Origin of the sequence: Streptomyces sp. NBC_00335 (assembly GCF_036127095.1) — a bacterium.
Taxonomy (GTDB): Bacteria; Actinomycetota; Actinomycetes; order Streptomycetales; family Streptomycetaceae; genus Streptomyces.
This window is the reverse complement of the sequence record NZ_CP108006.1, coordinates 2,965,447-2,978,428: the sequence shown is the minus strand read 5'-3', so window position 1 is coordinate 2,978,428 and position 12,982 is coordinate 2,965,447. Positions and strand designations below refer to the sequence as shown.

The window sequence follows — 12,982 nt, the reverse complement described above, 5'->3', positions numbered from 1 at the left end:
CCAGTATGGTGGACCGGCCGCCGAGCTGCCCGCGCACGCTATGACGGGCGGCGGAGCCGATCGGGAGAACCTGCCTTGAGCCGTGAAACTGACAGTCCGTCCTCCGGGCCCAACGGGCGCGGCGGAGCCGCCTACCCCCCGGGTACGCCGCCGTATGGATCAGGCCAGTATCCGTCCACGACAGTGCCCCCCGGTCCGGGCGCGGCGACCACCCCGGAGGAGAGTTCAGTGACCGCACCGCCCGCGAAGCCGTCCACACCCGATTCCGACGGGCCCAAGACGGAGACCCAGCTGACGACCCGGATCCGGATCAACATCCCGGGTTCGCGGCCGATTCCGCCCGTGGTCGTACGCCAGGCCATGCCCGAAGCCGAGGCCGGGCAGGCGCCCGAGCCCGCAGCCGCCCCCGTGCCCGAGCCCGAGCCGGCTCCGGGTGAGGACCCGACCAGCAACTGGTTCGCCCCGCGCAGGGCGGGCACCGCGCCCGCCCCGATGCCCGCCCCGACTCCCACCCCCGCGCAGGCCCCGCCGCGCGGCCCCGCCCCGGCTCAGGCCGGCGGCCCGCGCTTCGACGGGCCCGCGCAGCAGGGCTTCGCCCCGGGCCCGGCCGGGCCGCGCCCGGGTGCGCCGATGGGCCCCGGACCCGGTCCGGGTGCGCCGATGGGTCCCGGCCCCGGTGCCCCGATGGGCCCCGGCCAAGGCGCCCCGATGGGCCCCGGTCCCGGTGCCCCGATGGGCTCCCGCCCCGGCGGTCCGGGCCCCGCCCCGGCTCAGGCCGGCGGCCCCCGCTTCGACGGGCCTCCGCAGCAGGGCCTCGCCCAGGGCCCCGCCGGGCAGCGCCCCGGTGCGCCGATGGGCCCCGGCGGTCCCGGTGCCGGCGGCCCCGGCCCTGGCGGCCCCGGCCCCGGTGGCGGGCAGGGTGCCGGCTATCCCGCACCGCCCGCCGGACCCGGCGGTCCCCGTACGGGTGCCCCCGCGGGCTTCGCGCAGGGTCCCGGCCCCGCAGGGCCCCCCGCGCCGCAGCCCGGCCCCGGAGCCGCGTACGGCCCCGGTTCGGGCCCCGTGGCCCAGGCCCTGGGAACCCCGGTCCCGCCCGCTCCGGCCTGGCCCGGCACCGGCACCGGCCGCGGTCCGGACGGGCCGACCGGCGGGCCCGCGCTGGGCTCCGTACCGGTCGGCGGACCGGAGCCGAGCTGGCCCGGTCCGGAGATGGGCTCCGCCGGACACCCCCAGCCGGCACCCGCCGCGGCGCCCGCGAAGAAGGCCAAGGCCTCCGCGCCGGCCCCGGCGCGGCCCGCCAAGAAGGGCCGCAGCAAGGTGGTCCTGCTCGGCGGTGCCCTCTTCACGCTGTTCGGCGTGGCCTACGGAGCCGGTCTGCTCCTCAACCACTCCGACGTCCCCAAGGGCACCACCGTCATGGGCGTCGACATCAGCGGCAGCCGCGACGAGGCCGTCGCCAAGCTCCAGAGGTCCTTCGGCAACCGCGCCACCACCCCGCTCCAGCTCACCGTCGGCGACAAGCCGGTCGAGCTGAAGCCCGAGAAGGCCGGCCTGAGCCTGGACAGCCAGACCACCGTCCGCAACGCGGCGGGCAGCGACTACAACCCCGTCACGGTCATCGGCTCGCTGTTCGGCAGCGAGCGCAAGGCCGAGGCCGTCCTGCCCATCGACGAGGAGAAGCTGCGGGTCGCCCTCCAGGAGCTCGCCGGCACCTCCGGCTCCGTCACCGAGGGCACCATCACCTTCGACACCGGCAAGGCCATCGCCGTCCCCGGCAAGCCCGGCTCCACGCTCGATGTGGACGCCTCCGTCGGCCTGGTCACCAAGGCGTTCCACGACATGGTCGAGGGCGCCCAGGCCTCCCCGGTCCCACTCCCGGTCGCCACCAAGGACCCGGTCATCGGCCAGGCCGAACTGGACCGGGCGATGAAGGAGTTCGCCACGCCCGCGATGTCCGCTCCGGTCCTCGTCAAGGCGGGCACCAAGTCCATCCCCCTCGGCCCCAAGTCCCTGCCGAAGATCCTGAGCATGCAGGCCGTGGACGGCCACCTCGTGGAGAAGTACGACCTGGAGGCCCTCAAGACGGCCTACGGGAACACCTTCGACGGAGTCCTCATCATGCGCGGCACCGGCGAGAAGACCGCCGTCACCCCGCAGGACGTCGCCGGAGTCCTCGGCAAGGCCCTGCGCGGCAAGACCACCGCCGAACGCACCGCGGTCATCCCCACCAACCCGAGCTGACCGAGCGAACCCCCGGAGCCCCTCCCCGAACACGGGGGAGGGGCTCCGGCGCATCCAAAATCCAGCCCCGCCGGCGTTTGAGGCGATCTTTCAGCCCGTCCGGCGTGTGAGGACCGGGTCCGGGCAGCGCCCGGGGAACGGTGGAAGGGCCGCAGCGGGGACTCCGCCCCGCGCAGCGGCAAGGGCCGCAGCGGGGACTCCGCCCCGCGCAGCGGCAAGAAGGCCGACGGCCTAGTTCAGCAGGGCCCGCGCCGCCATCGCCTCGGCACGAATCCGCACCGCCGACGGCGGATCGATCACGTCCACGACCACCGCGTAGGACTCCATCTCCGCCGCCCCCGCCGCGAACTCCCCCCGCTCCACCAGCAGCTTCGCCCGCTCGTACCGCAACGCCGCAGGATGCGAGGGCAGCAGCAGCGCCAGCTCCAGCGCCCACAGCGCCACTCCGGAATGCTCGGGCCGCGACGAGGCCCACGCCCGGATGTTGTTCAGGATCCGCAGCACGATGTCCATCGTGCGCGCCGCGGTCCGCGGCCCCGCCGCCAGCTCCGCCGGACCCGCGCCCAGCGAGGCGCCCCCCGCGAAGGGGTCGACGACCACGCCCTCCTCGGGATCCCCGAAGCCCACCACGAAGTGCCCCGGCAGGGCCAGCCCGTACACCGGAGCCCCGGCCCGCCGGGCCACCTCCAGCCACACCACGGACAACAGGATCGGCAGCCCCCGGCGCCGCCGCAGCACCTCGTGCAGCAGCGAGGACGAGAGCCGGTCGTAGTCGGCCGGCGTCCCGTGGAACCCCATCCGCACGCCCAGCAGTTCACTCACCGCCGAAGCCCACGCACGTGCGCCCCGCAGCCCGTACGGCAGCATCCCCGCCAGCCGGTCCAGCTCGATCTGTGCCCAGTCCATCGCCCGTTCGTCGAGCTCGGGGTCCCCCTCCGCGGCCAGCAGCAGGCACAGCGCGGCCAGGTCGGGCCGCTCCGCCCGCGCCTCGGCGGCGAACCGCTCGCGCCAGGGCGAGGTCACTGCGCCGCCCGGCGGTAGTGGTGGTAGGAGTGGTGCGTCCCGAAGCCCATTCCCTCGTACAGCGCCCGCGCCCCGGTGTTGTCGTTCTCCACCTGGAGCCAGGCCGCCGAGGCGCCCTCCTGAAGGGCGCGCCGCGCCAGCGCCGCCATCACGGCCGAGGCGAGGCCCCGGCGCCGGTGCTCCGGGCCGACCTCGACGGCCGCGAACCCGGCCCACCGGCCGTCCACCACGAGCCGCCCGATGGCCCGGCCCGGCACCGTCGCGAACCACACCGAGGGCCCCGCCGTCAGCACCCGGCGGGCGGTCTCGGGGTCCTTCACCCGCCCGTAGCGGGAGAGCCACTCCTCGTCCGGAGCACGGGTGAGGCGTACGCCCGCGACCACGGCATCGTCCACGTCCAGGTCCCCGACCGCCGCCAGCCCGCCGACCTGCACCTCCGCCGACACCTCGCGGACCCAGCCCCGGTCCTCCAGCTCCGCGCACAGCAGCTCCTGCGTGCCCGCCGCCCCCGTGGCGGTCTGTACGTAGGCCGGAAGACCACGCTGCGCGTACCAGGAGGTCACTCGCGCGAGTGCATCGTCCAGCGGGGTCCCGGGATCGCCGAGCGGCAGTACGGAGTTGGCCCGGCGGGTGAATCCGCCGGCCGCGCGCAGCGTCCACTCGCCCAGCGGCTCGCTCTCCAGCGGCACCCAGGCCCGCGCACAGACCCGCGCGAGCTCCTCGAAGGAGGCCGCGGGACCCCTGCGCCGGGCCGGCGCGGCCGGTACGACCTTGCCCGCCACCAGCGCGGATTCCGCGATGCGGACGGACTCGCCGGTCTTTCGTGTGATCGTCACCACACCCGAGTTCCAGGATGTGAGAACCCCTACGGTGTCCGTGAAACAGGGGGCTCCGGTCGAGCCGTGCTCCACCCGTCGCACAGAGACACGTTTACCCACGTCAGCGGGTGTAATCCGGATCTCCAGCCGTCCACCGGCAGTGATTTCCACAGCTCTGTCCGCCCCTCCTGTTCGGATCGTGCCCGGGAACGGAGATACTAGAGGCGGGCATCGACGACGCCGCGCTCCCGCGCGATATGGAAAGCCCTTATGAGGAGGAACGAGAGCGTGACCTACGTCATCGCGGAGCCTTGTGTCGACGTCAAGGACAAGGCATGCATCGAAGAGTGCCCCGTCGACTGCATCTACGAGGGCCAGCGGTCCTTGTACATCCACCCGGACGAGTGCGTCGACTGTGGTGCCTGTGAGCCGGTCTGCCCGGTCGAGGCCATCTTCTACGAGGACGACACTCCGGAGGAGTGGAAGGACTACTACAAGGCGAACGTCGAGTTCTTCGACGAGCTCGGTTCGCCCGGTGGTGCCTCCAAGCTCGGCCTGATCGAGCGCGACCACCCCTTCATCGCTGCGCTTCCGGCGGACATCAACCCGAGCCACTGACGGTCGGGCAACGCCCCACGCGCGTCCCTCGGTCCCGTACGGCTCGCAGCCGCACGGGACCGAGGTGTTTTGACCGTCACCTGTACGAAATTCTGGAAAGCACGGAACACCCGGAAAGCGAGCGCGCAACGTGGCCGCAGTCTCAGCCCGTCTCCCCGTCTTCCCCTGGGACAAGCTGGAGCCGTACAAGGCAACGGCGTCGGCCCACCCGGACGGAATCGTCGACCTCTCCGTCGGCACCCCCGTCGACCCGGTGCCGGAGCTGATCCAGCGCGCCCTGATCGAGGCCGCGGACTCCCCGGGCTACCCCACGGTGTGGGGCACCCCCGCCCTGCGCGACGCCATCTCCGGCTGGGTGCGCACCCGCCTCGGCGCGAGCGCCGCCGGACACCGCAACGTCCTGCCGGTCGTCGGCTCCAAGGAACTGGTGGCCTGGCTGCCCACCCAGCTGGGCCTGGGCGCCGGCGACCAGGTGGCGTACCCCCGCCTCGCCTACCCGACGTACGAGGTCGGCGCGCGGCTGTGCGGCGCCGAGCCGGTGGTCTACGACGATCCCACCACCGATCTCGACCCGGCCCGCGTGAAGCTGCTGTGGCTCAACTCCCCGTCCAACCCCACCGGCAAGGTCCTCCCCAAGGAGGAGCTCGTACGCATCGTGGCCTGGGCGCGCGAGCACGGGATCCTGATCTTCAGCGACGAGTGCTACCTGGAGCTGGGCTGGGAGGCCGAGCCCGTCTCCGTCCTGCACGACGAGGTCTGCGGGGGCTCGTACGAGGGCATCGTCGCCGTCCACTCGCTCTCCAAGCGGTCCAACCTGGCCGGCTACCGGGCGGCCTTCATCGCCGGTGACGCCGAGGTCCTGGGCGAGCTGCTCCAGATCCGCAAGCACGGCGGCATGATGACCCCCGCCCCCGTGCAGGCGGCCACGGTGGCGGCCCTGGGCGACGACGTACACGTCGAGGAGCAGCGGGTGCGCTACGCGGCCCGCCGCGCGACGCTGCGCACGGCCCTGGAGGCGCACGGCTTCCGCGTCGAGCACAGCGAGGCCAGCCTGTACCTGTGGGTGACCCGGGACGAGCCCTGCTGGGACACGGTCGCCCACCTGGCCGGGCTCGGCATCCTGGTCGCACCCGGCGACTTCTACGGCGAGGCGGGCGCGCACTTCGTCCGCGTCGCCTTCACGGCCACGGACGAACGCGTCGGGGCGGCGGCCAAGCGGCTGGCGCCGTAGCCGATCCGCCCGTGCTCGCGACGGATGCGCGGACAGCCCGAGGGGCCCGGGAGTTCGTGCTCCCGGGCCCCTCGGCGTTTCCGTGGCCGCGACTGCTAGCCGAGGCCGGGCAGGCCGCCCGGGAGACCGCCGGGCAGTCCGCCCGGCAGGCCGCCACCCGGAAGCCCGCCGCCGGCGAGCGGCAGCCCGGCCAACAGGCTGCCCGCGGCGCCGGTCACCTCGTCGGCGGGCGCGGGCGCCGGCAGGGTCGAGGCGGGCACGGCATCGGTGGCGGTGTCGCCCGCGGCGGCGACCGTCGCGTCCGGCGCGGTGAGCGCGCCCAGCTGCGGCACGGACTCCAGGCCCGCGGCGCTGGCCGCGCCGGCCGCACCGACCACGGGCGCTGCCCCGGCTGCGAGGAGCAGCGCGGCACGGGCGATCCGGCGGGTCAGGGGGAGGGACATGTTGCTCCTAAGCGGTAGCGGCTGAGTACGCCGTGACAACCGCTCGGAGGGGGGCGCGAGTTGCGGAGCCGGTGGGTAAAGGATCAGTAACGGATCGTTTAATCGGCTTCCGGGCCGACCGCTCGGAACACGCGCCGACCTGCGGTTGTGTGCCCGCGGGGAGCGCCGTGTCCGCCGTACGGGTCACCCCCTTACGGGGGACGGGTCGTACACCCGTCCAGCGGGAGATCAGCCGCGCAGGAAGATCCGTACCTGGCCCGGAGCCGCGACGGAGGGATTCCCGGCGCCGTTCCCGGCGCCCGCCGCGCCCGGCGCCCGCCACCGGTCGCCGTCCTTGCCGGCGACCCAGGACTTGTCGCCGTACGAGACCCGCGTGATCCCCAGCTCGCGGGAGCCGGCCACCGCCCACTGCGCGAGCACCTGCCCGGTCCGCGCCGCCCGGTCCCCGCCGCCGGGCTTCGCCACCAGGGTCACCTCGGACTCGGCGGCGGCCCCGGCGCCCTTCCCGGAGGCCTTCCCGGACGCCGGATCGCCCGCACCCGCACCCGCACCCGCGGGCAGCGTGTAGAGGGGGTTCTTGCCGAGCAGCCGGGTCAGCTCCGCCCGGACCTTCGCCGGATCGCCGGACCCGGTGGGCGCGGGCCCGGTACAGGTCAGGTGGCCGCCGCCGGTGAAGGCCGAGGTCAGCACGGTGGCATCCGGCTCGTGCTTCGCGTAGGCCTGCGGGAAACCGCTCAGCTGCACCTTCTGCGCCGCCACCGTCAGCGGGAGCCGCGAGTACCCCTTGATCTCGGCCAGCCGGTCGTAGAAGATCCCCGCCGAGTACACGGGGTCCATGATCTGGTCGGGCGTGCCCCAGCCCTGCGAGGGCCGCTGCTGGAACAGGCCCAGCGAATCGCGGTCGCCGTGATCGAGGTTGCGCAGGGCCGACTCCTGCATGGCGGTCGCCAGCGCGATGGTCACGGCCCGGTCGGGCATCCCCTTGGACACGCCGACCGCGGCTATCGTCGCCGCGTTCACCGCCTGGTCGGGGGACATCTCCTCGAACTGGCCGGAGGCCTTCGTACCGCCCTTCCCGTCGACCGAAGCCGTGCAGTAGGGCACGCCGCCGTTGTCGTTCGACGCGCGCTGCACGACGAAGTACCCGACGACCGCCACCAGCACCAGGAAGCCCGCGGCCCAGCGGAGCGGGCGACGGCGGCGGCGAGGGCGGGGGAGATCGGTCTGCGACACGCCGCCCACCGTACTTGAGCCACATGACGCGTCCATCGGCCGGACGGACAAGGCTTCGCCGCAGCCCGGGGGGTTAGGGTCAGGTCCATGTCCGAATCCGAGCTGGACCTCACCCTGGACGCCGCCGAGCTGACCGCCCGGCTCGTCGACATTCCCTCCGTGAGCGGTGACGAGAAGGTACTCGCCGACCTCGTGGAACACGCCTTGCGCGGCCTGCCGCACCTGACCGTGGACCGCTTCGGCAACAACGTGGTCGCGCGCACGCACCTGGGCCGCGCCGAACGCGTCGTACTCGCCGGGCACCTCGACACCGTGCCGATCGCCGACAACGTGCCCTCCCGCCTCGACGAGAACGACGTCCTGTGGGGATGCGGCACCACCGACATGAAGTCGGGCGTCGCCGTACAACTGCGCATCGCGGCCACGGTCCCCGAGCCCAACCGGGACCTCACCTTCGTCTTCTACGACCAGGAAGAGGTCGCCGCCGACCTCAACGGCCTCGGCAAGGTCGCCGAAGCCCACCCCGACTGGCTGACCGGCGACTTCGCCGTCCTCCTCGAACCCTCCAACGCCGAGGTCGAGGGCGGCTGCCAGGGCACCCTGCGCGTCCTGCTCCACACGACCGGCGAGCGCGCCCACTCCGCGCGCAGCTGGATGGGCTCCAACGCCATCCACGCGGCGAGCCCGATCCTGGCGACGCTGGCGGCGTACGAGCCCCGCAAGCCCGTGATCGACGGCCTGGAGTACCACGAGGGCCTCAACGCGGTCCGCATCGAGGGCGGCGTCGCCAACAACGTCATCCCGCACGAGTGCACCGTCACGGTCAACTTCCGCTTCGCCCCCGACCGGAGCGTGGACGAGGCGATCGCCCACGTCCGCGAGGTGTTCGCGGACTGCGGCGTCGACGAGTTCGTCGTCGACGACTTCTCGCCCGGCGCCCTGCCCGGCCTCTCCCACCCGGCCGCCGCGGCCTTCATGGAGGCCGTCGGAGGACACGCCATGCCGAAGTTCGGCTGGACGGACGTCTCCCGCTTCAGCGCGCTGGGCGTCCCGGCGGTCAACTACGGCCCGGGCGACGCCCTGCTGGCCCACAAGGCCGACGAGCGCGTCGAAACGAAGGCGATCCTCCACTGCGAGGAACGACTCCGCGCCTGGCTGACCGCCTGAATTCCGCTTCTCGTCACCTTTGTGCGCCTAACCTGATCCAACGATCAGCAGGAGGGAGCACATCATGGGCAACCCTGAAGGGTCCGCTCGTCGTCGGCCCGAGGAGCAGCAGCTCGGGCCGGTGCTGAGGAGGCGGGGCCAGGTGCAGGCCGGCAGTACGACGGACCAGCGGCTGCTGGATTCGGCCGGGCCCTCCGAGTGGGTGCACACCGATCCGTGGCGGGTCCTGCGCATCCAGTCGGAGTTCATCGAGGGCTTCGGCACCCTGGCGGAGCTGCCGCCGGCGATCAGCGTGTTCGGCTCCGCCCGGACGCCGGCGGGCTCGCCGGAGTACGAGGCGGGCGTGCGGATCGGCGGCGCGCTCGTGGACGCCGGGTTCGCGGTGATCACGGGCGGCGGTCCCGGCGCCATGGAGGCGGCCAACAAGGGCGCGCGGGAAGCGGGCGGCCTCTCGGTCGGCCTGGGCATCGAGCTCCCCTTCGAGCAGGGCCTCAACGAGCACGTCGACCTCGGGCTGAACTTCCGCTACTTCTTCGTCCGCAAGACGATGTTCGTGAAGTACAGCCAGGGCTTCGTGGTCCTGCCGGGCGGTCTCGGCACCCTCGACGAGATGTTCGAGGCCCTGACCCTGGTCCAGACGCAGAAGATCACCCGCTTCCCGATCGTGCTGTTCGGCACGGCGTACTGGAGCGGGCTCATCGACTGGCTGAAGAACACGGTCATCGCCCAGGGCAAGGCCTCGGAGAAGGACCTCTACCTCTTCCACGTCACCGACGACGTGGACGAGGCGATCGCGCTCGTGACGAAGGAAGTCGGTCTGTAGGACCGCCTCCGACCGCTACGCCAGCCCCCGGCGGGCGACCGCCGGGGGCCGGTGGCCCTGGATGGAGCGGACCATGTCCAGGACCTGCTTGGTTTCCGCGACCTCGTGGACGCGGTAGACCTGGGCGCCCAGCCAGGCCGAGACGGCCGTCGTGGCCAGGGTGCCCAGGAGGCGTTCCTTCACGGGCTTGTCGAGGGTCTCGCCGACGAAGTCCTTGTTGGAGAGGGAGACCAGGACCGGCCAGCCCGTCTCCGCCATCTCCGAGAGGCGGCGGGTGGCCTCCAGGGAGTGGCGGGTGTTCTTCCCGAAGTCGTGGCCCGGGTCGATCATGATCGACTCGCGGGGGACGCCCAGGGCCGCGGCGCGTTCGGCCAGGCCGACCGTGACGCGCAGGATGTCGGCCATCACGTCCTCGTACTCGGTCCGGTGCGGCCGGGTCCGCGGCTCGACCCCGCCCGCGTGGGTGCAGACGATGCCCGCGCCGTACCGCGCAGCGACCTCCGCGAGCTTCGGGTCCACCCCGCCCCACGCGTCGTTGAGGAGATCGGCACCGGCCTCGCAGACGGCCTCGCCGACCTCGTGGCGCCAGGTGTCGACGCTGATCACCACGTCGGGGTGGCGGCGGCGGACCTCGGCGACGAAGCCCACCGTGCGCCGGGCCTCCTCCACCGCGTCCACGTGCTCGCCGGGACCCGCCTTCACCCCGCCGATGTCGATGATCGCGGCGCCCTCGGCCACCGCCTGCTCGACCCGGTCCAGGGCCGGCTCGTCGCGGAAGGTCGCTCCCTGGTCGTAGAAGGAGTCAGGGGTCCGGTTCACGATGGCCATGATCACCGTCTCGTGGTCGTCGAACTCGCGCCTGCCCAGTCGCAGCATCCTGCTCTTTCCTCCTTCGGCGACCCTTGCGCCTCGCCAGCGACCTTAACCTGGTGGCCGGAGTCTCTCAGGGGAGTTGATCGTGTTCGCGTTCTTGCTCATCGCGCTGGTCGTGGTCGTCGCCGGAGTCACCCTCGCGGTGGCCGGCGGAGGGTCCGAGGCCGTGCTGCCGGAGGCCGAGCCCGACCGGCTGTCCGACGCGCTGCCGGAGAACCGTCCCGTCGTACGGGCGGACATCGACGAGCTGCGTCTGCCCGTGGCCCCGCGCGGCTACCGGATGTCCGACGTGGACGACGTACTGGAGCGGCTGGCGGCGGAGCTGGCGGAGCGTGATGCGCGGATCGCGGAGCTCACGGCAGCGGCGGCGCCGGCTTCTGTCTCTGTCTCTGCCTCTGCTTCGGCTGAAGGCTCGGTGGACCTGACCAAGGCGGCCGAGCAGTGAGCGGAGTGCTCGCCGGACCCGACGGGGGCCTGCGGTGCCCCTGGGGGCTGGCCACCGAGGAGTACATCGCGTACCACGACACGGAGTGGGGCCGTACGGTCCACGGCGACGACGCGCTGTACGAGCGACTGTGCCTGGAAGCCTTCCAGTCGGGGCTGTCCTGGCTGACGATCCTGCGCCGGCGCGAGGGGTTCCGGAAGGCCTTCGCGGGCTTCGAGATCGCCGCGGTGGCGGATTTCGGGGCGGCCGACGTGGAACGGCTCCTCGCGGACGAGGGGATCATCCGGAACCGGGCCAAGGTCGAGGCGACCCTCGCCAACGCCAAGACCCTGGCCGGGTGGGGCGAGGGCGAACTGGACGCGCTGATCTGGTCCCACGCGCCGGCGCCGGGGCGGGCCCCGAAGAGCACCACCGAGATCCCGGCGGTGACTCCGGAGTCCACGGCGCTGGCCAAGGCCCTGAAGAAGGCGGGCATCCGCTTCGTGGGCCCCACGACGGCCTACGCCCTGATGCAGGCCTGCGGCCTGGTCAACGACCACCTGGCCCGCTGCGTCTCCCGCGACCTGCCCTGACCGAGCCCGCGCCGAGCACGCCCTGTCCGGCCCTGCGGGGCAAGAGTCCCCGACCCGCCCTTCCCCCGTTCCCCGGGCTCCGCCCGGACCCTTGGCCACCTCCGGCGCCGCTGCCGGGGGGCCAGCCCCCGGACCCCCGCTCCTCAAACGCCGGAGGGGCTGGATCGCCCGCAGGGCACTTCCAGCCTCGCCGCCGTCTTTCAGCCGTCCGGCGTTTGAGGACCGGGGTCTGGGGCGGAGCCCCAGGGGGTCCGGGCGCAGCCCGGGACCCTCCAGCCCGTCCGGCGTTTGAGGACCGGGTCAGGGCAGGCCCTGGGAACGGTGGAAGGGCGGGTCGGGGACTTTGCCCCGCGCAGCGGCAAGGGGCGCTGCGGGGACTTCGCCCCGCGCAGCGGCAAGAGGCGATGCGGGGACCCCGCCCGCGCAGGGGCCCCCGTACGCCCGGCGGGGCCGCGGCTCAGCGACCCAGGTAGCGCGGAGCCTCCTTCGCGAGGAAGGCCGCGACGGCGATGCCGTGGTCCTCAGAGGCCCCCGCACGGGCCTGGAGCACGTCCTCGTGGTCCAGCGCGTCGGAGAGCGACCGGGAGGCCCCGTACGCCAGGGACTCCTTCAGCGCCGCGTAGGCGACCGTCGGGCCCTGCGCGAGCCGCCGCGCCACGGCCAGCGCCTCGGCCGCCAGCTCCTCCGAGGGGACCACGCGGTTCGCGATGCCGAGTTCCAGGGCTTCCTGGGCCTTCACGGACCGCGGGAACAGCAACAGGTCGGAGGCGCGCGAGCCGCCGATCAGGCGGGGCAGCGTCCAGGAGACGCCCGAGTCGGCCGTCAGGGCGACACCCGCGAAGGACGTGTTGAACGAGGCGGTGTCCGCGACCACGCGGAAGTCCGCCGCCAGGGCGAATCCGAAGCCCGCGCCCGCCGCGACGCCGTTGACGCCCGCGACCACCGGCTTCGGCATCTCCGTCAGCGCCCGGACGATCGGGTTGTAGTGCTCCGCGACGGTGTTCATGGTCAGTGAGGAGCCGTGCTCGCGGTCGGCCGCCAGGAACCCGACGTGTTCCTTGAGGTCCTGGCCCACGCAGAACGCCCGGTTGCCGGCCGCGGTGAGCAGGACCGCCCGTACCGCCGGATCCCCGGCCGCCGCCCGGGCCGCGTCGCGCAGGGCGACCTTGGCCTCGGTGTTCATGGCGTTCATGGCCTCGGGACGGTTGATCGTGATGGTCGCGAGTCCGTCGGTCACTTCGTAGAGCACGCTGTCGGCCATGGCGGGGGTCCCCCTTCGTCGCGGGCTGGCTACCGGCCGGTACCGGCCGGTGCAAAGGTCAGCATGGCGGACCGGACGGGGGTCGGACATGTGATGTGCGTCAAATAAACGGAAGGGCAGACTCGTGCCGCGGCGGCGAAGTATCGCAGGCGTGTCCCCGAAATGAGTGGTTTTGGTCAAGCGCGTTGCACAAGTGTTCCCGGCCGATGTTGGTCATCGGGTCCTGACATGCGG

General features: G+C 73.2%; 13 protein-coding genes. 7 read left to right on the top strand and 6 right to left on the bottom strand.

Annotated features, from left to right (window positions below; genetic code table 11):
• Positions 1 to 75: 75 nt before the first annotated feature.
• Positions 76 to 2,241, top strand: coding sequence for a hypothetical protein (locus tag OHA37_RS13100; protein WP_266904821.1), 2,166 nt, complete (start codon positions 76 to 78; stop codon positions 2,239 to 2,241).
• 231 nt (positions 2,242 to 2,472) lie between these two features.
• Here the strand turns inward: OHA37_RS13100 and OHA37_RS13095 are convergent, their stop codons facing one another.
• Positions 2,473 to 3,264: a transglutaminase-like domain-containing protein gene (locus OHA37_RS13095; RefSeq protein ID WP_266904819.1), complete on the bottom strand. Its 792-nt coding sequence runs from the start codon at positions 3,262 to 3,264 to the stop codon at positions 2,473 to 2,475.
• Positions 3,261 to 4,253: a GNAT family N-acetyltransferase gene (locus OHA37_RS13090; protein ID WP_266904817.1), complete on the bottom strand. Its 993-nt coding sequence runs from the start codon at positions 4,251 to 4,253 to the stop codon at positions 3,261 to 3,263. Before OHA37_RS13090 ends, OHA37_RS13095 begins: the two co-directional genes overlap by 4 nt.
• A gap of 117 nt (positions 4,254 to 4,370) precedes the next feature.
• Between OHA37_RS13090 and fdxA the strand changes: the two genes are divergently transcribed.
• Positions 4,371 to 4,700, top strand: coding sequence for a ferredoxin (fdxA, locus tag OHA37_RS13085; RefSeq protein WP_030868357.1), 330 nt, complete (start codon positions 4,371 to 4,373; stop codon positions 4,698 to 4,700).
• A 130-nt stretch (positions 4,701 to 4,830) separates the two neighbouring features.
• Complete coding sequence (gene dapC / locus OHA37_RS13080) at positions 4,831 to 5,931, top strand: succinyldiaminopimelate transaminase (protein WP_266904813.1); 1,101 nt, start codon at positions 4,831 to 4,833, stop codon at positions 5,929 to 5,931.
• Between the two features lie 95 nt (positions 5,932 to 6,026).
• Here dapC and OHA37_RS13075 read toward each other — a convergent pair whose 3' ends face one another.
• A complete protein-coding gene (locus OHA37_RS13075) occupies positions 6,027 to 6,374 on the bottom strand; it encodes an ATP-binding protein (RefSeq protein WP_266904811.1) in 348 nt (115 codons plus the stop codon).
• 228 nt (positions 6,375 to 6,602) lie between these two features.
• Positions 6,603 to 7,607, bottom strand: a complete 1,005-nt coding sequence (locus tag OHA37_RS13070) for a hypothetical protein (RefSeq protein WP_266904809.1) — start codon at positions 7,605 to 7,607, stop codon at positions 6,603 to 6,605.
• Between the two features lie 87 nt (positions 7,608 to 7,694).
• Between OHA37_RS13070 and dapE the strand changes: the two genes are divergently transcribed.
• Positions 7,695 to 8,774: a succinyl-diaminopimelate desuccinylase gene (gene dapE / locus OHA37_RS13065; RefSeq protein WP_266904807.1), complete on the top strand. Its 1,080-nt coding sequence runs from the start codon at positions 7,695 to 7,697 to the stop codon at positions 8,772 to 8,774.
• A 64-nt stretch (positions 8,775 to 8,838) separates the two neighbouring features.
• Positions 8,839 to 9,597 (top strand): TIGR00730 family Rossman fold protein, encoded by a 759-nt coding sequence (locus tag OHA37_RS13060; protein WP_266904805.1) that lies wholly within the window; start codon positions 8,839 to 8,841, stop codon positions 9,595 to 9,597.
• Positions 9,598 to 9,612: 15 nt separating this feature from the next.
• Here OHA37_RS13060 and folP read toward each other — a convergent pair whose 3' ends face one another.
• Positions 9,613 to 10,473 (bottom strand): dihydropteroate synthase, encoded by an 861-nt coding sequence (gene folP, locus OHA37_RS13055; RefSeq protein WP_266904803.1) that lies wholly within the window; start codon positions 10,471 to 10,473, stop codon positions 9,613 to 9,615.
• A gap of 76 nt (positions 10,474 to 10,549) precedes the next feature.
• On the opposite strand from folP, the gene OHA37_RS13050 reads away from it, so the two are divergent.
• Positions 10,550 to 10,915: a DivIVA domain-containing protein gene (locus OHA37_RS13050; protein ID WP_266904802.1), complete on the top strand. Its 366-nt coding sequence runs from the start codon at positions 10,550 to 10,552 to the stop codon at positions 10,913 to 10,915.
• Entirely contained in the window at positions 10,912 to 11,487 is a 576-nt protein-coding gene (locus tag OHA37_RS13045; protein ID WP_323182331.1) for a DNA-3-methyladenine glycosylase I, read from the top strand. Before OHA37_RS13050 ends, OHA37_RS13045 begins: the two co-directional genes overlap by 4 nt.
• A 457-nt stretch (positions 11,488 to 11,944) precedes the next feature.
• On the opposite strand, the gene OHA37_RS13040 is transcribed toward OHA37_RS13045, so the two are convergent.
• Positions 11,945 to 12,748, bottom strand: coding sequence for an enoyl-CoA hydratase/isomerase family protein (locus OHA37_RS13040; RefSeq protein ID WP_266904800.1), 804 nt, complete (start codon positions 12,746 to 12,748; stop codon positions 11,945 to 11,947).
• Between the last annotated feature and the right edge of the window lie 234 nt (positions 12,749 to 12,982).

Coding starts and splice junctions, on each gene's coding strand:
- OHA37_RS13075 (WP_266904811.1), bottom strand. CDS start 6,374: ATGTCCCTCCCCCTGACCCGCCGGATCGCCCGTGCCGCGCTGCTCCTC.
- dapE (WP_266904807.1), top strand. CDS start 7,695: ATGTCCGAATCCGAGCTGGACCTCACCCTGGACGCCGCCGAGCTGACC.
- OHA37_RS13060 (WP_266904805.1), top strand. CDS start 8,839: ATGGGCAACCCTGAAGGGTCCGCTCGTCGTCGGCCCGAGGAGCAGCAG.
- folP (WP_266904803.1), bottom strand. CDS start 10,473: ATGCTGCGACTGGGCAGGCGCGAGTTCGACGACCACGAGACGGTGATC.
- OHA37_RS13040 (WP_266904800.1), bottom strand. CDS start 12,748: ATGGCCGACAGCGTGCTCTACGAAGTGACCGACGGACTCGCGACCATC.